General features: G+C 45.2%; 15 protein-coding genes. 5 read left to right on the top strand and 10 right to left on the bottom strand.

The features are described 5' to 3' along the window. Positions 1-426: 426 nt before the first annotated feature. The 5 genes from EDI28_RS17670 to dgt all read left to right on the top strand — a co-directional run bounded on the left by EDI28_RS17670 (position 427) and on the right by dgt (position 7,819). Complete coding sequence (locus tag EDI28_RS17670; protein ID WP_128785217.1) at positions 427-1,062, top strand: hypothetical protein; 636 nt, start codon at positions 427-429, stop codon at positions 1,060-1,062. Between the two features lie 397 nt (positions 1,063-1,459). Continuing rightward, positions 1,460-2,218: a Hachiman antiphage defense system protein HamA gene (locus EDI28_RS17675; RefSeq protein WP_128785218.1), complete on the top strand. Its 759-nt coding sequence runs from the start codon at positions 1,460-1,462 to the stop codon at positions 2,216-2,218. A 1-nt stretch (position 2,219) separates the two neighbouring features. After that, the gene (locus EDI28_RS17680; protein ID WP_128785219.1) at positions 2,220-4,685 is read left to right on the top strand and encodes a DEAD/DEAH box helicase; all 2,466 of its coding nucleotides are present in this window, start codon (positions 2,220-2,222) and stop codon (positions 4,683-4,685) included. Positions 4,686-5,313: 628 nt separating this feature from the next. Further along, positions 5,314-5,829 (top strand): hypothetical protein, encoded by a 516-nt coding sequence (locus EDI28_RS17685; protein WP_128785220.1) that lies wholly within the window; start codon positions 5,314-5,316, stop codon positions 5,827-5,829. Positions 5,830-6,286: 457 nt separating this feature from the next. Then, complete coding sequence (gene dgt / locus EDI28_RS17690; protein WP_128785221.1) at positions 6,287-7,819, top strand: dGTPase; 1,533 nt, start codon at positions 6,287-6,289, stop codon at positions 7,817-7,819. A 220-nt stretch (positions 7,820-8,039) separates the two neighbouring features. On the opposite strand, the gene EDI28_RS17695 is transcribed toward dgt, so the two are convergent. The 10 genes from EDI28_RS17695 to EDI28_RS17740 form a co-directional block, all read right to left on the bottom strand. Further along, complete coding sequence (locus tag EDI28_RS17695; protein WP_128785222.1) at positions 8,040-9,641, bottom strand: methyl-accepting chemotaxis protein; 1,602 nt, start codon at positions 9,639-9,641, stop codon at positions 8,040-8,042. Positions 9,642-10,145: 504 nt separating this feature from the next. Beyond that, positions 10,146-10,475: a DMT family transporter gene (locus EDI28_RS17700; protein WP_128785223.1), complete on the bottom strand. Its 330-nt coding sequence runs from the start codon at positions 10,473-10,475 to the stop codon at positions 10,146-10,148. A gap of 11 nt (positions 10,476-10,486) precedes the next feature. Continuing rightward, positions 10,487-10,885: a DMT family transporter gene (locus EDI28_RS17705; RefSeq protein WP_128785224.1), complete on the bottom strand. Its 399-nt coding sequence runs from the start codon at positions 10,883-10,885 to the stop codon at positions 10,487-10,489. Positions 10,886-10,934: 49 nt separating this feature from the next. Further along, on the bottom strand, positions 10,935-11,639 hold the full coding sequence (locus tag EDI28_RS17710) for a hypothetical protein (protein ID WP_128785225.1): 705 nt from the start codon (positions 11,637-11,639) through the stop codon (positions 10,935-10,937). Between the two features lie 59 nt (positions 11,640-11,698). Next, positions 11,699-12,370: a phosphate propanoyltransferase gene (gene pduL, locus EDI28_RS17715; RefSeq protein ID WP_128785226.1), complete on the bottom strand. Its 672-nt coding sequence runs from the start codon at positions 12,368-12,370 to the stop codon at positions 11,699-11,701. Further along, positions 12,367-12,906, bottom strand: coding sequence for a BMC domain-containing protein (locus tag EDI28_RS27895; RefSeq protein WP_128785227.1), 540 nt, complete (start codon positions 12,904-12,906; stop codon positions 12,367-12,369). Before EDI28_RS27895 ends, pduL begins: the two co-directional genes overlap by 4 nt. A gap of 10 nt (positions 12,907-12,916) precedes the next feature. Continuing rightward, the gene (cutD, locus tag EDI28_RS17725; protein ID WP_128785228.1) at positions 12,917-13,885 is read right to left on the bottom strand and encodes a choline TMA-lyase-activating enzyme; all 969 of its coding nucleotides are present in this window, start codon (positions 13,883-13,885) and stop codon (positions 12,917-12,919) included. Positions 13,886-13,953: 68 nt separating this feature from the next. After that, positions 13,954-17,364 (bottom strand): choline trimethylamine-lyase, encoded by a 3,411-nt coding sequence (gene cutC, locus EDI28_RS17730; RefSeq protein ID WP_128785229.1) that lies wholly within the window; start codon positions 17,362-17,364, stop codon positions 13,954-13,956. Between the two features lie 93 nt (positions 17,365-17,457). Beyond that, complete coding sequence (locus EDI28_RS17735; RefSeq protein WP_128785230.1) at positions 17,458-18,600, bottom strand: 1-propanol dehydrogenase PduQ; 1,143 nt, start codon at positions 18,598-18,600, stop codon at positions 17,458-17,460. A 15-nt stretch (positions 18,601-18,615) separates the two neighbouring features. After that, the gene (locus EDI28_RS17740; RefSeq protein WP_128785231.1) at positions 18,616-18,873 is read right to left on the bottom strand and encodes a EutN/CcmL family microcompartment protein; all 258 of its coding nucleotides are present in this window, start codon (positions 18,871-18,873) and stop codon (positions 18,616-18,618) included. Positions 18,874-18,900 lie beyond the last annotated feature (27 nt).

Consider the following 18,900-nt stretch of genomic DNA (forward strand, 5'->3'; position numbering starts at 1 on the left):
CACACACTTATTCAGCTTTTAACCAAGAACAACGAACGTGCGTTTGTACTATAGGAAAGGTGCCAGCTGAAAACCCACTTTTTCCACCTAACATGACCGTTCTATCTCTGGCTAGCCTAAAGTGAATACCGCAACACGGCCAAACCATCACCACCACGCTTACAAGCTAACAAATGTACAGCCGTGAAGTGTTGAAAGTTCAAAATGCAGCCAGCTTCCCCAATGAGGGTCCAGCATTAAGCTTCACTTACCGAACGGCCTCAAGCTAGCTGTATCCCATAACTCATAGGAAGGGGGGGATGGACCACAGCAAAATACCCCCTCCCCCCTTCACATATACCTATCCAAGATGTAACCGATTTTTCGAAGCCGGAAACTTTGATAATCTCTGCTAATATCTGGACTAGTTATATAGGAGGTATCAGCATGAAGCTATCTGATTGGAATGCAATGTGGCACAAAGCAGTTTTTGAAAATAATAATGGTGAGTCTGAGGGGCTCCCTCATGCCATTGAAAAAAGATTAAGAACAGAATTAACAAAAAGCAGGTTAACGGAAAAGACGTTTGATGATGAATGGATTTGTGTTGACGAAATGGAAGAGCGTGGCTGGTCAAGCGTAATGCGTAGAGAGCTCCTTCCTGGTAAGGAAGAAGTAAGGCTCTTGGGAGAAGAGTTGGTACATGGTTGCTATCCAAGAAAAGAGGTATTCAAAGTAGAGTCACAATCGAAATTCAACATAATGCAAGAGGAAATCACGGCGCGTCGGGATAGAGGTAATGCTCGCAGAAAAAGCCGTATTGTAGCTAAGCCTGAGAACACCGTAGTCAAAGACCTTCCTTGGGAAGATTGCATTACACAAAGTAAACTCCTTTCAAAAGGCGAGTGGACCTCAGCTATGACAAAAAGACACCTTCCAGCTCCAACAAAAAAAGTGTCCACTAATGGTAAGTTAGTAAAAGCCTATGCAATGGCAGACGTGCTAAAAGCCTTGGAAGATCAAGAATTACAACAATGGATGGCAGATCGTCAGGCCGATGATGACGAATATCACTGTCACTAAAAAATAATTGCAAAAGTTAGGACGTGTGAACCTATTTGAGCGCCCCCTCCCCCCTACAAAACCGAGAAACTCATTAGTCATGTCAGTTTGTAGGGTTTATAGGGTTCGTAGTAGGCTGGGGGTACTCTTGACGGAATAACTTGCCCGAAGCTCTGGCTTGCTTATGCCCCAAAGCGAGTTAATGCGACCTAAAACTAGTTCCTGAATATCAATATTTGCGATACTTAAACTAATCGAGACAAAAAGAAAGGCCTGACCCTCGTCATTCTGTAATATGCATCTCATTTAATGAGCTGTATCATTGTTTACCAATCCTCTTTACTGTATTTTGGCTTAGATTATTTTTCTTGTAACTTATTGATAGAAAGGTAAATTAAACGCTACTGTAGGATTGAAGATGCTTCCATCAGAAATAAAATACCTATCTCCTCAATGTGAACTTCATGTTATTGACATACCTACAATAGACGGAAATCTTGAAAAACTTCTCGATAAGTTTTTGGTATCCATATGTGAAGGCGATTCAGATAGTGAGTTGAGTTTAGTTAAGCTTAGACTTAGAAACTTTTTTGAAGATAAAAGAAAAAATACGAAAATGGGAGCTATTGCGGAATTCTTTGTTCACTTGTATCTGCAAGAGAGTGGGTATAAGCAGGAGTTTTTGTTTTTTAATTTAGAGGAAGGGTCTATAAAAAAAGGTTTTGATGGTTTTTTCTCCAAAAACTCAGATACCTTTTTATTAGAAAGTAAATCAGGTTCAATTAAAAGTAAAAAAATATCACATAAAGATAAATTAAAATCGGCTTATTCAGATCTAGAAAACTATGTATCAGGTAAAAGTGAGAAAGGTAAAAATAATCCTTGGAAAAATGCATATAACCATGCGTCTCATATAGATGTAGGCACAGAAAAGTCAATAAGAAAGAAAATCAAAAAATTGCAGGATAATTTTGACTTAGGTGATTATTCCAATATCGATGATTTTAATATCATCCCATGCTCTACAATATTTCTAGATGGCGCGTGGGATAATGGAATGACAAGTGAAATATTAATTGATTATGAATTTATATCAAAGTTCTCAGGTAATACAGTAAAGGCTATATGTGTTACTAAGGAAAGTATAGAAATATTTTTTAATTATTTGGATAAATAGAATGGCATCAAGTTTTAGCTGGTTGAAGGATGTTGGAATATTTTCAGAAGCAATGAAGAAAATGTCTTTAAACGTAGCTCTAAGTAATGAGGAGCTTGAGTTTGTCTTGTCGTGCGCTATTTTGTTTTTTAAGGAGTATGCAGGGGATAAAAGAAAATCTCCTTATTTTCAATTGGCATACTACATCACGCTAAAATGTGCCATCAATAATAATAATTATGAACCGCTATTAGATGCTAGTGCAAACTTTGGTTTATATCCTATATCAAAGTATATATTGAATAATATTTTGTCTGAAGATGATAATTTCAACAAGTTCTCTCTAGATTATCAATTGGAAAAATTTAAGCATGGTAATATATTTGAAACGTATGAACAAAGGCAATCTAGAGAAGAAATAGTTACTAGCTATAGCCAAGAAAATTGCTATGTGGCACCTACATCTTTTGGTAAAAGCTCACTAATTGTTGAGATTATCAATAAAGAGGAAATTGATAAGGTTGCTATAATAGTTCCTACTAAGTCTTTGCTTATACAAACTTACAAGTTAATGAAGTCAAACTTTCCTTTCGAGAATATAATATTTCATGATGAAATGTATGATGGATCTGATAGTTTTATTTCTATTTTCACTCAAGAGAGAGCTCTTCGTCTCTTAAAAAATAAAAAAATGTCATTCGATGTTTTAATTATTGATGAAGCCCATAATATATTTGAAATGGATGGAAGAAGCTTACTATTGACTAGGTTAATTAGGCGTAATAGGCAAAGGAACCCTAAATCTAGAAACTATTACTTGTCTCCCTTGATCTCTGAAATAGGAAATTTGAAAGTTTCAAATGGACAAGATATATTTGAGCGAAGAATTATAAATAACATTAAAGAAGCTGATATTAGTGAGTATAAAAACAATGGGGAAGTACATAAGTATAATCGTTTCTTAAATCAATTTTACCGCTCTGGAAGTAATAATAGTTTTATTGAATATATAATTGAAAATAAAAAAGAAAAGAACTTTATTTATCTTAGAGCTCCAAAGAGGGTAGAGCAGTTAGCGGTATACCTTGAGAGTGAGCTGGAGTTTATTAACTCTGAAGAACTCCTAGATCTATCAGATGTCATCTCTAAAAATGTGCATAATGATTTCTATTGTGTTGATTATGTAAAGAAAGGCTTAGTTTACTTACATGGTAAATTACCTGATCTCATAAAGGAATATTTAGAATATAAATTCACTCATACAAAAGAGATAAGTTACATAGTTGCTAACTCGGTTATACTCGAAGGGGTTAACCTTCCAGTAGATAACTTGTTTATATTAAATACATATAATTTGGATGCTAAGTCATTAACGAATTTAATAGGTAGAGTTAATAGGCTTAATGAAGTATTTGATGAGAATAATAAATCTTTAAGCAAATTATTACCTTCTGTGCATTTTGTTAACTCAATTGAGTTTAATGGAAAGAAAGGCAATATGGCTAATAAAATACAACTTCTTAAAAGTGGTTTTTTTAAAGATGTAGTAAAGAATCCATTATTGCTTAATTTTAGTTTTGATAATATAAGGAATGAGTTACAGCGAGCTAAAAATAAATCGGATTTTTATGATGTTAGTAAGATCGAGTCAAAAATAAAAACTATGGAAGAGATAATAGAAAGAGAAGATTTCCTAGTTTTCAATGAAGATGATGAAAATACTAGAGTTAAAAGAATATTAATGGAATCTGCACTTTCATCTGCATATTATGATTCGGACTTGATTTTTGATAAATTAGAAAATAGGATAAGTGAAATAGTCAGTGATACAAGTTGGTCTGATGCTTCGGTGATAGATAAGATATATCTATTTTTTATTTACGGCTTTGAGAATTATATTTCTAATGCGGAATTTTCTCGATTAAGACACCCCAAAGCTAGATCTTTTTATAAGATGTTCACTGAGAATCTCCACAGACTGACATTGAAAGAGCATATATCTGATACTGTTAAGTTTTTTTATTCAATTCGACGTTCTAATACAGGGAAAGAGTTTTTTATAGGCAGCTCTTATGGTGAGATACCTAAAAGCAGTGAATATGATTCTTATAGTAATAACGTATATATAGATCTTTCACAGAAAAGCCATAAAGAGTTGGTAAATATTGCGCTGGTTAAAATAAAAATTGAAAGTGACTTTGTTTCATATACTCTAAATGAGTACGTTAATATTCTATTTGAATTAGACCTAATAAGTGAAGAAGAATACGAGTTGCACATTTATGGGACTACAAATAAATCTAACTCTGAATTTGTGAAAATTGGATTGAGTGGTTCATTGATTAACAAGTTGGATAGAGATAATCAAATTGAAAATATAAAAATCAATGAGTATGGTGTTATAGAACACAATCAAAAATTTAGAGATTATCTTGAAAAACAAGACGATCTCATTCAATTTGAGGTCAGTAAATATATCGACATCTAATTAACTAGTTATTTATTTTTTGGATGGTATACCTTTTAAAGAGGTATACCAATAGCCCTGTGTTAACTCCAATGACCTTTCTTTTTTTCTCTTCGTATTTGTTCGTGTATGTACTCTTCATAAACGAGTGAAATCAGTGGGATATTCTCATTCTGTTGACGTACAGTGAACTCATTATAAGATTTATAGTAAGTAGATCAATCACCAGCAATAGCATTCTTCATTAAAGTTCTAAACTTATAGTCATTTTTATATGCACTAACAAATCCATCTGAGTAGTCATTGAGCTCGATGGATAACTTTAGAAGAATGGGGTCGCTTCTTGATTTTTGTCCTTTAAGGTTTCCCTTACTTTCTCTAATCCGCTTTTAGCTAATTTAGCAAAGCCGCTGACACATTTCTGTCCATAAGTGAGGTAATCTTGAGTCGAAGTTCGGGCTAGTATTTTATTAGAATCGCTCTCATACATACGCCCCCCTTCCAGAAAGCCTACAACCCCTACAAATCGGCTATTTCTGTCTTCATACCCTAAGACTTCAGGTCACGCGCGCGCGATATACATTAGTAAATTCTAATTTAACTTACCCAATGATATAATTTAGCCATCGCTAATATAAAGAGCTCAACCATGGTCGCACCAAAGGGAAATACTTATAACAACAAGTACAAACCTGAATACGTAGAGCAGGTGTATAAGCTGTGTCTGCTCAATGCCATCGACTGCGAGTTAGCTGACTTCTTTGAAGTAAGCGTTGACACCATCCGCAATTGGTCTATCCGGCATCCAGAATTTGATGCGGCGAAACGTGCGGGCAAGATGAAAGCGGACGCGGAAGTAGCGTCTAAGTTATTTAGCCGAGCTGTTGGTTGTTCGGTGAAAAAACAACGAGTGTTAAACAACGGCTCCGTCGTTGACTACTACGAAGAACTTCCGCCGGATACGCGTGCCATTGAGTATTGGCTGCAATGTCGAAACCACGATAAATGGAACTCAAAGCAGCAGGTAGAGCTTTCTGGTAATCAAGAGAACCCATTAGCCTTTCTTCTTGCCGAGGTTGCGACAGAGGCAGAGAACGCGAGTCCGTTTCCGTGTAACTTATCAACCAGACTCACAATCAAAGACTGCGATTTTCCTATCAAATAGCTATATCGTTATCCCGGTTAGACGAAATTGGTATAGCGACTGAGTGCTATAATTTTAATTTTGGCATAGACACAATCAACTTTAGCTATCCCACTAGCCATCCCAGCAAAAATCAAATTAAAATAAATAACTACAAAACAAATAATTAGCGATTAAGTTCAAATCCCGCCAGCACCAAACGTTTGGAAAAGGCCACCTTCGGGTGGCCTTTTTTGTTTCTGCCATTCCCATCCATATCAACTCATATAGATGCCAAAACTTTTCCCCACCAACTTCTAGCGACATATCATGTTACTCGAGTAAATACATGAGCCACTAAGTTAGAGGGAAGCAAGTTGTAAATAACTGCTAAGGTTTAAGTGAATGCTTTACTTCGTCACACTAATTATAAATTGATATGGATGCATAGGCATATTCAATATAGCTTACTCTCATTATCATTGAATAAGAGTAGGTTATGACTATTAACTTCAACCAAAAAGTACGAGGAACAAGAGTCTATCACAACGGGAAATCTACTAGACCTCGCCCACTCAAAGAACTCGACAAAGTTGCTCAGCAAGAGAGTTTTGAAAGTGACCGAGGGCGGATTCTCAATTCAGCAGCCATTCGAAGGCTCCAACAAAAAACTCAAGTATTTCCGCTAGAACGCAATGCAGCAGTTCGCAGTCGATTAACGCACTCTTTGGAAGTTCAACAAGTCGGTCGTTACATCACACAGCTAATTTTCAAGTCACTACCTAAAGACGCTCTTGAGCAATACAAACTAACGGAGTTAGAACGCCAAATAGAATCAATCGTCGAAATGTCATGTTTGATGCATGACGTTGGTAACCCACCATTTGGCCACTTCGGTGAACAAGCAATAAATGACTGGTTTTCTAGAAACTTAGCCTCTATGGCGAAAGATAAGGAAGGCAAACCAAGATTTGATTTACCAGATCCTATCCACCAAGATCTTATTAATTTCGAAGGTAATGCACAAGCAATCCGCTTAGTTCACACTCTTCTAGGACTCAATCTCACCTATTCCCAAGTTTCAGGGGTATTTAAATATACTCGCCGAGGAGATCAAGCATCTCCGAAAGAACAGCCAGATAATGCGCAACTCCAGGAGTATAACTACTTAATGAAAAAAGTGGGTTACTACTTAAGTGAGTACCGTTATGTTGAATCTCTAAAATCCGTTTTGGCCATGGGTTCCCATTGTCGCTCCCCATTTTCATACATAATGGAAGCAGCTGATGATATTTCTTACGGTATAGCTGATATCGAGGATGCTGTAGAAAAGGGCATACTGACTATTGAACAACTAAAAAGTGCCCTTGATACTGAGTTCCAATCCCTCGCTAAGCAGTATGAGTTAGCTGAGCAGAAAACTATGCAAGAAATAGTCAATATTGCTTACGAGAGTGCTTTGAGGGCTGATAACTGTGCCAATAGCCATTTTTTTGTGACTTTACGCGTAGAAATAAATAAGCGCTTACCGCAACATGCTTGCAAACAATTCATTGAAAATATTGAAAAGGTATTTCACGGCACATTTAATCGAGCGCTAATTGAAGATAAAAGTGTCAATCACGCCCTTGTTAAAACACTAAAAAACGTTGCAATGAACTATGCCTTCTGTGATCCAGAAGTCGAAAGGAGTGAATTACAAGGGTATCGGATTATCACCGGATTATTAGAAGCCTATAAGCCTTTACTGCTGCTAGATAAGAAAACTTTTTCTAATATTCAAGACGCGCCGTTATATGAAAGAAGACTCCATAAGAAGCTGCCAAACAAGCATTTAAAGGCTTATGACATCGCAATAAGAACATTAGATGAAGAAAAAGATAAAGAGCTGGATATTCCGTATCTACCCTACAGTTTTGATGATGAGGTTTGGGAGTTTTACTTCCGTGTTCGTCTGATTCAGGATTATATCAGCGGTATGACCGATCAATATGCCTTCGATGAGTATCGTGCACTTAATGTGCTTAACTAAACGATTAACCTACGAAATGAGAGGCTTTAACTAAATTGAATAAGTTGAATAAGTCTCGACTTGATCTGAGGAAATTTATCTATATTTACAGATTTATTCACCGCTCTTTCTTTCCGCCAACTCCACCAAACATACGTATGTTGGTGCTTTCTTACATTTGCATGGCTGATAACCTCAATTACCAGCCACTTCATGTCACTCCTATAAACGAAAACCGCAATTAGATATGGAAACGTTCCGTATAATGGCTCAGTTGCTCGCCAACGTCCGACAGGTGATCGGCCAGTTCTTGGTTATTGGTCGCGTTGTCGCGGGTTTTATGCGATGTATCTGCGACATGGACAATACGCTGGTTCATGTCATCGGCAACATCACTTTCTTCCCGTGTGGCCGTTGCAATATGGGCATTCATTTCGTTGATGGCCTCCACAGCCTCGACGATCCGCTCAAGCGCCTCGTCGGCCTGCTTCATATGTTCGACCCCGGAAGCTGCCTGCTCCTGGCCAGTACTGATCACTTCCACGGCTTGATGCGCCTGCGTCTGTAGCTTCACAACCATCTGCTGGATTTCGCTGGTCGAGTTGGCTGTTCTTGCTGCAAGTCCGCGAACTTCATCGGCAACAACGGCAAAACCACGTCCGGCCTCACCAGCTCGGGCTGCTTCTATCGCAGCATTCAGTGCCAATAGGTTTGTCTGTTCAGCAATATCATTGATAACATCCAGTACCTTGTTAATCCCCATGCTGTCGGCGTTGAGGGTATTAATCACAGTTCCGACCGACTGCACCTGCTGGTTGAGCTCATCAATTGTGGTAGCCGCCTCTCGCATAACGCCACGCCCGCGGTTGGCTTCCTGCTCGGCACGGTTGGTATATTCCGAGGCATTGGCACTGCTTGAGGCAACTTCTTGGATGGTGGCAGAGATTTCATTCATTGCCGTCGAGATCAGCTCGATCTCCTGATATTGCTGCTGCATACCGCTGGCATTTTCGGTCGCCGCTTTTTTAAGTTGGAGGCTGGACACACTTAGTTGTTCGCTCGACTTAACAACACTGCCCAGCATACTGGCAAATTCCCAGCGGGCCTCGTTGTAGTCAGTGTAAAGAGCGCCAATTTCATCACCGCTATCATCAGAAGGTAGCGGTTTTGTCAGATCACCTTTGGCAAACATCTGCAGCGCTTCGCGCAGTGGCAACAGCGGCTTCATCAGGTATTGATTGACGTAAAGATAAAGAATGCCGGAAAGCAACATCAATGTAAGGATCAAGCCCAGTGAGATCTTCATATTGACCGTTACGTTTGCATTGCTGGCAGTCTCCATCATTTTGACTGCCGTGTTCATTTCTTTGAGAATAATTGGAGAGCGTTGATAAAGCTCTCTTATTTGCCCAACGTTTTCTTCACTGCGGAGGTTGGTGTCTGCGGTGAGTAGTTTTTGGATACCAGCACGATATTCGCCCCACAGCTCGTTCACTTTACTTAACTGAGCCTCAATTTCAGAGGTCATCGGCGGCGCAATGCCATGTTCCGGATCGCCATTTCGCAACATCTGCATCGAGGATTCAAACAGTTCGACTGTCTTATTGACGCCCGCTTCCTGCTCCATTCCAGCCTGTACCAGCAGGGCTTCTTTAGCAACTCGTTGTGACAACATCCGCTGACGCCCTGCTACGTTAATTGTTGCAGCGTCAGCTTCCATCCCATAATAGATTATCCCCATGGCACTGAACCCGGATAAAACCAAGATGACACTTAGTAGCAGTAACTGCGCTTGGATACTCTTAAGGCCGATAGTTTGAAGTAGCTTTCTTATTATTTTCATTCTTTTGATTACTCTTAACGTGAAATAAAGGCAATGAATTTCAGTTAACACCACGTCAAATTGGAATTCCGTTGTCCAGTTAGACCCCAACTTGCTGAGCAGTAGCAATTGGTGCAATAACCTAGTTTTGACAATAAGCAGGCTAAGCCGATAATCGACGCCACCCGTCAAGTAAATGACACAACCATCAAAACTCAGACATAGTACAATAGTGGTATAAGCGAGGAATATAGCTTTGAATCAAAAAGTAGTATTAAATATGAATTATTTGATACGTATTCGATCAAGCATCAGATTTTCATCTGTAAACAAGTGCGACGTCAACAAGTTGACACAAGACGCTTTCTTGATTCATGCGGGAAAAAGCAGCATCCTGAAGAAATAAATAAGCCCCTAGAGAACTAGAGGCTTTGCAGTCATCGCCATAAACATGCATCAATCCAGAGTTTGGTTGAGAACCAAGACGACAGAAACTCTAGCGATGAACATGTTCAGGGGCATTCATTACATCTGCGAGAACACATTCATGATCACGCCACCTGAGATAATCAATCCCATCGCTATCATGGCCGGGAAATCAGGCTTCTGCTTGTAGAGGATCATCGAGAAGATTGTTACCCCGATAATACCGAAACCACACCATAGCGAGTACGCAATACCGACAGGGATATAACCCATGGCTTTGGTCAGTGCGAAATAGCACAGGCTGTATGCACCGATCACCAATGCCGACATGGCAGGATTACGGAAATTGTTGGTTTTCTTAATATATGAAGTGCCTGTGATCTCAGAGCAAATTGACAGTGCCAGCCACAAAAATCCTACGTTGAACATGGTATATCTCCTTACCCTTTAACTTCTTCAGCGTTAACTGCAATTTCAGTTTCTGTTTCTTCTTCACCCATCTTCGAAAACAGGTTCATAATGATAATCCCACTGGCAATCACCAGCATTCCGATCATGGCTGCCATATCCGGATGCTGACCGTAGAACACCATACCTAATGTCGATACCAGCAGGATCCCGGTACCAGACCACGTCGCATAGGCAAGACCAACGGGTAGATATTTAACCGCTTGAGACAGAGAGTAGTAACACACTACATAAAGCAGCACGATCACTGCCAACAAAGCCGTTTTAGTGAAACCTTCACTGGTATCGAACATTTTCAACGTAGAGGTTGCAGAGGTTTCTGAGGCGATAACAAGCGCCATCCAGAGCCATTTTTTTAATGATTCAGACATAGATACTCCTAAGTTTTCTTTCAATTTTATTTAGCGAATTGGATAAACATCATTTGCCGTGCTGAGCCTTCACATACTCTTGAGCCAGGTCGGTTAGCCGCCCCTGATCCGAAAGTACTGCCGCCCCTTTCTCCATGACCTCGGAAAGAGTGATGAAGCGTGGCAGTGTTGGCTCAATCTGGTGAACTGAGTTTGTTGTTATTGATTGGTTTTCCTCCGGCGTCGGCACACCGTCGAACAGGCCTATCGAACCAATGTTCAGTCCCATTACCTGCACCGTTTGACGCTGCACAGCCAGCCTGTCGATCATCGCCGGGTTACTGGAAAGCCCTTTTAGCTGATTGAGCTCGCTGTCTAGTCGGCACTGATAATCCAGCGCTATTGTGGATAGCCCTTTCATCAATGCCGTTTGCACCAGCACCGAACTTGGCGATCCAAACAGGCCGTTGGCGATCTCTGCCAGAGTGGCGATATCCAGAAACGGCAGCCATACCGCATCAAAACCGGCCAGAAACTGTGCTGCGTTGTTTCCGTCCCAGGCCAGAATTTCCCCTACGCCTTGCCATTGTTCAGCGGAATGAACTGCCGTCGCCGACGGCGGAATATAGATGGCAAAGTGACGTTGCTGGCACTGTTGTAACCGCGCAATGATCTGGGAGCGGTAGTCTGCTTCGTCACCTAACACAATCAGGGTTCGAGGCTGCATACCCGCAAGCACCCGCTTCACCATTGCTTCTATCTGTTGCTCGTTCATATCGACCTTCCTTTGCGCACTCATTTGGCCAACTGGGTCGGCCAAATTGCTCAGCCAAACTACTCTGTCAAAAAGACGTCTTGCCCAGAGCGAAGACCTGCTGCGTTGGCTTCATCGGTATCGATATGAAACTCCAGTGCGTACGCCGGACTCACCCGCACGACCACCTGCTCGAACACCAGACCGCAGCCGCCACCGGCACGGACTTTCACCCGCTGACCGTTCTGAACCTGAAAGCGCATCGCATCTTCCTGGCTCATGTGAATATGGCGCTGGGCGCAAATCACTTTCGAGTCCAGATGACAGAAACCGGCCGCGCCTACCAGCAGGGCATCTGCCGAGCTGGTCAAATCGCCAGATTCACGTACCGGCGCCTGAACACCGAGGGTGTAACAATCGGCTTTCGAGACCTCCAGCTGTGTCTCTGCCCGAGCCGGTCCCAGCACGCGTACGCGCTGAATTGATCCCTTGGGGCCGACAATCGTGACGCACTCCTTGGCCGCGAACTGACCCGGCTGCTTGAGCTCCTTGATTGGCGTGAGCTGGTAGCCCGCCCCAAACAACGCTTCAATGTCGGCCTGGCAAAGATGCACATGACGGTTCGATACCCCGGTCGGAATACCCAAGTCCGCCACGACGCTTGTCACAGACGAGAGCAGTGCACTCCCTTCCTGACGGCAACTTGGTGGCAGTTTTTGCTCAATCTGCGCCATTAACGTTGCACTGATCATTTTCGAGGTCCTTGTTTGCGGGTGCGCGCAGAGCGCTTCGCGGCCGGTTTATCATCTGACGGTGCTTTCGCACTTTCAGCAGGCTCCGGTTTCACCTTGCTGTCGGCCGGCTCGCTGAGTTTGGCTTCCGGTTTTACTTCCGGCTTTAACTCAACTTCTGGCTCGGCTGAAGGCTCTGGCTCAGCTTTTGATTCAGCTTTTGATTCAGCTTTTGCAGCAGGCTCCGAGCTATGTTCGGAACAGCCCTCTTCAGGCGGTTTCGGCGTCGAAGACGGCTCGTTTTCCAGCATCGCCAAGACACTGGTATCAGGGCGGGCAATCACCAATGAAGCCTCGACCTGCTGTGCTGCATCTACACCGTTTTCAACGGCTGCTGATACGGCACTGATCTCGCCGTGAAACATCACCGACACCAACCCCGAACCAATTTTCTTGCAACCCACCAGCGTGACAGCTGCCGACTTACAGGCTGCATCGGCAGCATGAATGGCAGAAATTAAACCGCGGGTCTCTATTACGCCTAAACTGGTCGTCATCGTTTCCTCCTTAATGTCGAACCAAGCGGATATCGAAATCGAACTGAGTAAAGAAGGCGCTTAGCTGGTCTAGCTCGTCATCGCTATAACCCAGGTCTTGCGTGATGGGATAAATCATGTCGAGCTTGTCGTATTTCGTTTTGCCAAACTGGTGGTATGGCAAGACATCAATACGCTGGATGTTGCCGCGCTTGGCGAGCTCCATGACATAATTGAAAGCCCCGGTGATCGAGTCGTAAGAATCGTTGTGACCACGGATCAAAGGCATTCGAATCACGATATTGGCGCCAAGATCCACCAACCGTTCAAGGTTGCGCTTCACCCCTTCATTACCGATACCGAATAACTGACGGTGTTGGTCGGTATTTATCTGTTTGATATCAAATAAGAAAAGATCTGTGCACGTTGCCAATTTCTCGTAATTTTCAAGGCTGGTTGTGCCCTGGGTTTCAATCGCAGTGTTGATCATCTGCTTTTTGCATTCGGTCAGCAGTGCCGTTGCGAAATCGGCCTGCAAGCTCAGCTCACCGCCGCCCAGAGTCACACCGCCGCCGGAAGACATATAGAAGTCATAATCCTGCATGATGATTTCCATCAGCTCCGGCACCGTGACGTCTTTACCCATCACATCCAGCGCATCACCCATGCAGACTTCTTCGCACTTCCGGCAACCAATACAGTCAACAGCCCTGTTGATCTTGTGTACGGCATTGCCGTCAGCGTCAGTGCTCATCAGATGCACACCGGCAGGACACACTTGGGCACACTTACCGCACGCCACACATTTGTCGTGGCTGAACATTACTTGAAACTGACTGCTTAGCCCTTCGGGGTTGGCGCACCAATCACACCGAAGGTTGCACCCTTTGAAAAAAATCAACGTGCGGATCCCATCACCGTCATAGATGGAATATTTTTGGATATTAAAAATCCGCCCTTTTAGTTCTGTTTCTTTGCTCACTTCTGCTATCCCAGTCATTGTTATCTCCTCACTTCGCTCATGCTCAGTGGCTTTATCAAGGGGCCTCTCGACCCCTTATTTCTGGGTTAGAATTTTTCTAGAACAGTACGGCTAATGATTTCGTCTTGAACTTCCTTACAAAGCTCGACGAAGTAGGCGCTGTAGCCCGCAACACGCACGATCAGATCGCGATATTTCTCAGGCTCTTGCTGTGCCTTCTTCAGCACTTCGTTATCCACGTAGCTGAATTGCATCTGGCCGTTGCCGAGAATAGAAGCGGTACGCAGCAAGGTGATCAGGCCGTTCTTGCCTTCAGGGGTATCTAGCAAGCCTTTAAGGAACTTGAAGTTATGCACCATGCCGATGTTCATGGTTTCAACGTTCATCTTGCTCACTGACTTGATGATCGCCGTTGGGCCCTGCTTGTCCGCACCCTGCGTCGGGCTGATACCATCAGACAGCGGCATCCACGCCAGACGGCCATTCGGCGTTGCGTTGGTCAGTTCACCAATCGGGGTATTGTTCGAGATAGACAAGGTGCCGTGGCTCAATCGCGAGTAAAGCATCTGGTACTTGCCGCACTCACGCTCTGTCCACTCAGTGATATCCAAGGCAAACTCATCGACATAGTTGTCGTCGTTACCGAACTTAGGCGCGTTGAGGCAGTCGCGACGTAGCTCTTCGAAGCCTTCGAAGTTGGCCAGCATCGCATCACGCATCTGCTCCAGGGTGTACTTCCTGTCTTCAAAGACCAGCTTGCGGATCGCGGCCATGGAATCGATGTACGTCGCCAGGCCAGAGAAGATCAGGCCCGGTCCGTAGTTCACCACGGCACCGCCGGCACTGACGTCCTTGCCTTGTTCCATACAGCCTTCGACCAGCAGTGACATCAGCGGTTTAGGGGCTACATCACGGTGGACTCGCTGGCTGATCACCGTACCGACGGCAGACAGTTTCACGATATGGGCGATTTGTTCTTTTACCGCCGCATCGAACGCATCGAATGTGGTCAGGCTGTTCAGGTCGCCGGTATCAAGGCCCTGATGGCTATCAAACAGCACCATGCGACCGCGGTTCAGTACGAATTCAATCGCGATAGGCCACTGGGTATAGCCTGTGGAAGTCCACTGGTAGATACGGCCTGATTTCTGTGGTTCTACACAGCCCATCAGACAGTAGTCGCGGGCATCTTCGAAGTCGTAGCCTTTGCGCAGCATCATCTTGATGTGGGAATCATCAAAGTGACAGGCAGGGAAACCCATACCCGCTTTCACTACTTCGACAATTTTTTCCATGTAGTGCTGCGGCGACTGGTTGTGAATACGACATGCCAGCGAAGGCTGGTACACTTTCACAAAGCGCACGGCATCCATGATCAGCAAGGTCAGATCATTGGTCGCGTCACCGCCCATGCGTTTCTGACCACCAACAGTCAAGTTGATGAACGGCTGGTAACCGGCAAAGTACTTCGCCCCCAGCTCGCTTGACATCCACATCAGTTCGGCACATTTGATGATGAATGCCTGCATCATCTCCAGCGCCTGTTCCTGAGTCAGACGACCAGATTCGATATCCGCCTGGTACATCGGGTAGCAGTATTGGTCAAGACGTCCAAGAGACAAACCGGTCTGATTCTCTTCCACCTCGAACAGTGACTCCACGGTCCAGATACTTTGCAAGGCTTCCTGCAACGTCTTCGGTGGGTTGGCCGGTACGTTTTCATTGGTCTCTGCTATGGTGAACAGCTCGGCACGGCGCGCCGGATCGGTTTCGGTCAACGCAAGCTCTCGCGCATGGTTAGCCAGGCGCTTCGCATAGGCCATTACGCCTTCACAGCTTTCGATAGACGCCTTGTAGAAGTAGATCTTGTCGATGTCTTCCGGGTTTTCCATGCTCAGCTGAGCCAGTTTTTCTTCTGCATCGGCCTTGATACCGTTCATGCCTTTGGTGAACAGCAAAACGTCATAACCCGGACAGGTATCACCACCACCGTTGATTTGGTGATAGGAAAGATCACTGACGTAGGTCTCGCCGCTGAATTCCCACAAACCGGCTTCGCGGTATTGCGCTTCGCAGATCTCATCCAGCGAACGGCCTTCCCAGAACGGAACGATCTCTTCGCGGATCACTTTCTTGTCCTCTTCAGAGATCTCGAACGGATCCTGCGGACGGGTACTCATGGTATCCAGCTCGTCACGCACCCAGCGCCACGCGATATCCGGCGAGAAGGCACCGGCACGGGGCTTGCCACATGGATGGCCAACAATCAGCTCATCATCCTGGATCAGTAGCGGTGCAGTTTCGCATGCAACCCGGAATGCTTTGGCACGCAGCAAGATTGGCGGTAGGCCCTGATGCTGCTTGGTAACTTCGGTGAACGCCAGCGCACGGTAGATAGAAACACTCGGGCGGGCTTTCAAATAGTTTTGGCGCAAACGCTGCATACGCGTCGTCAGGCCTTCCATCTCTTTGATTTCAGGTTCACTCGCGGCAGCAGCTTGTGGGGATACGGAAGCTACCGCAGCGCCGCCTGCCTGATAGAGACGCACAGTCAGTTTGCTATTGATGCTCGCCAGGTTGTTACGGGCAGCAAGCAGCATCTTGGACAGTTCGTTGACCACTAGCTGGCTGTCTTCGAAACGGCCGCCTTGTACCATCCAGTCAAACATCGGATAACCGTCGACGGCTTTTTCTGCACGGACTTCAGACAGTTCGCTCAGTTTTAGCCATAGGGACTCGACGACTTCGTAGGCTTGGGCTTCAGTAATAGCACCCGCCTGTAGATCTCGCTGGTAGTAGCTGTACAGAGCCTTATCAAAACCAGTCGAGCCAACCGCGTAGCTGCCGTTATCCAGGTGTATCATTAGCTGGAACAGATAGAAGGCCTGACAGGCTTCCTTGAATGACTGTGCCGGTTGGGCCGGAATGTTGCGAAGGATCGCAGCGTTTTCTTTCAGTTCGGCCTGGCGGTACGGGTGCGTTTCTGTCGCCGCCATACGCTCCATTTCTGCCGCCAGTTTGTCAGCCAGTGCGACGGCACCATTGCAGGCAAAGATCATGGCCTTGCCCTGATTCACTTCATCCATACCGCTGCGGCTGATCGCGCTGCCGATATTTTTCAGGCGTAGCTGAATATGCTGCTCAAGTACCTGGAAGCCTGAACTGATGACAGTCATGTAGTCAGGACTGTTGGTTTTATCGCAGTTTAGGAAACCAAACACAGACTCGTTATTTAGCTCGGCTTCCGTGTGGAAGATAGCACCGCGAGCCTGCGAGGACTGACTGCCGACAATCAGCTCGTCCTGGCCGATATGAACAGGCAGATCCGTCATAAGCTGGCAGAAACGCTGGGCGTTTTTAACCATCGGCGGCATACCGGCGATATCGTCGCCAATAGAGGCAAGAATTGTTGCGCGTTCGGCGCTGATAGTACTGTTTTGTGCAAGCAGTCTTTCCGCCAGCATTTTTACACGCGGCGTAAGGGAATAGTTGGCCATAATTCAGCCTCTCCTAATAATGTGTTTCACTCCGGCGGGGCCTGGCTGGCCCGCCGTTTGGGATATTGGATTGTTGTGCGCTATGCGGGATGTCTAGGTATGTGCAATACCTGCAAACGCTTGTCGGTATAGGGTTTCCATATGGTGGGTATTCACCTCTCGCGGGTTGGTTGGCGTGCAACCGTCTCGCAGGGCTTGCCCGACCAGCTCTGCCAGTGAGGCAAAGAATGCCGATTCGGCCACGTTGCAGTCTCGAATACCTGCCGGCATATTCATCTGCTCCTTGAGCACATCAATAGCCACGACCAGGCTGAGCACCCCTTCGCGGGTCGTCCGGCTTGGCAGCCCGAGCTGTTTGGCCAAATGGGCATATTTCTCGGCCGCAGGCGTCTGGCAACCACCATGCAAATTGGCGTTAAAAGCCACGACATGGCTCATTAACAGCGCATTCGCCCGCCCGTGAGGGATGCCAAAAACACCACCAAGGGCATGGGCCAGACTGTGGGTGATACCCAGCGAGGCATTGGTAAATGCCATACCGGCAATACACGAGGCGTTATGCATTTTTTCACGCGCCACAAGGTTGCTGCCGTTCTGGTAACACTCGAGCAAATGAGCAAAAACCAGGTGAACCGCCTTTTCCGCCAATGCATCGCTAAAATCCGATGCCTGAGTCGATACATACGCTTCGAGGGCATGACAAAGTACGTCCATTCCGGTATCGGCAGTGATGCCCGCAGGCACCGACTTCACCAGCTCAGGATCCAGGATGGCGTGGTCGGGCAACATAAACTCATCCACCACTACCCACTTTTCGCCGCGAGACTTGATGACCGAGAACGACGTCACTTCCGAGCCCGTTCCGCTGGTTGTCGGGATGGCAACAAAGCACGGTTTTTCTGCCAGCTTGCCGCTTTCCCACAGGGTGTAGATCACCCCTTTGGCCGCATCAATCACCGAGCCGCCACCCAGCGCAACAACCACGTCCGGGGTATCGGCATCCATCTGCTTCATGCCATTCACAATGACCGAAATATCCGGATCCGAGGTCACGTCAGCAAAAAGGCTGACAACCATCTGGTTGTCGAGCAGGCGCTGGCGAACTTTGTCGGCCATACCAAACTTGACCATCGCTTGATCCGTCACGATCAATGCGCGCTGTCCGGCCAGTGTTCCCAGCTTATCCAGGGCACCGTTGCCAAAATGGATCGTCGGCTTAATCAGAAATTCATTCATGCTCTCTGTTTTTCCTTATTTGTCCTGGTGGACTTTCTCCACGATGGCTACGATTGACATGGCCTTGTATTGCTCTTTGTGCAGCGCAAAATATTCCTCAACCAGGACCAGGTCACGAACGCCGGCACCCACACTGTCGACGGCAACATAGGTTCGGTTTTTGATCGGCTCTAGGTCATCCCCCAGCGCCGTTACCAGCAAGAGGTTGCTGCCTCGTAGTTCGTCATTCTTCTGGGGGGCGACGACATGCCCAGTTACCTTTGCGAGAATCATCGTTTTGCCACCTTCCGTTGCATTACT

The sequence above is a fragment of the Photobacterium chitinilyticum genome (genome assembly GCF_004104355.1).
Lineage (GTDB): Bacteria > Pseudomonadota > Gammaproteobacteria > Enterobacterales > Vibrionaceae > Photobacterium > Photobacterium chitinilyticum.

What these genes read in the sequence shown, in the direction of transcription:
- EDI28_RS17670 (WP_128785217.1), top strand. Translation starts at nt 427, where the DNA reads ATGAAGCTATCTGATTGGAATGCAATGTGGCACAAAGCAGTTTTTGAA.
- EDI28_RS17675 (WP_128785218.1), top strand. Translation starts at nt 1,460, where the DNA reads ATGCTTCCATCAGAAATAAAATACCTATCTCCTCAATGTGAACTTCAT.
- EDI28_RS17680 (WP_128785219.1), top strand. Translation starts at nt 2,220, where the DNA reads ATGGCATCAAGTTTTAGCTGGTTGAAGGATGTTGGAATATTTTCAGAA.
- EDI28_RS17685 (WP_128785220.1), top strand. Translation starts at nt 5,314, where the DNA reads ATGGTCGCACCAAAGGGAAATACTTATAACAACAAGTACAAACCTGAA.
- dgt (WP_128785221.1), top strand. Translation starts at nt 6,287, where the DNA reads ATGACTATTAACTTCAACCAAAAAGTACGAGGAACAAGAGTCTATCAC.
- EDI28_RS17695 (WP_128785222.1), bottom strand. Translation starts at nt 9,641, where the DNA reads ATGAAAATAATAAGAAAGCTACTTCAAACTATCGGCCTTAAGAGTATC.
- EDI28_RS17700 (WP_128785223.1), bottom strand. Translation starts at nt 10,475, where the DNA reads ATGTTCAACGTAGGATTTTTGTGGCTGGCACTGTCAATTTGCTCTGAG.
- EDI28_RS17705 (WP_128785224.1), bottom strand. Translation starts at nt 10,885, where the DNA reads ATGTCTGAATCATTAAAAAAATGGCTCTGGATGGCGCTTGTTATCGCC.
- EDI28_RS17710 (WP_128785225.1), bottom strand. Translation starts at nt 11,639, where the DNA reads ATGAACGAGCAACAGATAGAAGCAATGGTGAAGCGGGTGCTTGCGGGT.
- pduL (WP_128785226.1), bottom strand. Translation starts at nt 12,370, where the DNA reads ATGATCAGTGCAACGTTAATGGCGCAGATTGAGCAAAAACTGCCACCA.
- EDI28_RS27895 (WP_128785227.1), bottom strand. Translation starts at nt 12,906, where the DNA reads ATGACGACCAGTTTAGGCGTAATAGAGACCCGCGGTTTAATTTCTGCC.
- cutD (WP_128785228.1), bottom strand. Translation starts at nt 13,885, where the DNA reads ATGACTGGGATAGCAGAAGTGAGCAAAGAAACAGAACTAAAAGGGCGG.
- cutC (WP_128785229.1), bottom strand. Translation starts at nt 17,364, where the DNA reads ATGGCCAACTATTCCCTTACGCCGCGTGTAAAAATGCTGGCGGAAAGA.
- EDI28_RS17735 (WP_128785230.1), bottom strand. Translation starts at nt 18,600, where the DNA reads ATGAATGAATTTCTGATTAAGCCGACGATCCATTTTGGCAACGGTGCC.
- EDI28_RS17740 (WP_128785231.1), bottom strand. Translation starts at nt 18,873, where the DNA reads ATGATTCTCGCAAAGGTAACTGGGCATGTCGTCGCCCCCCAGAAGAAT.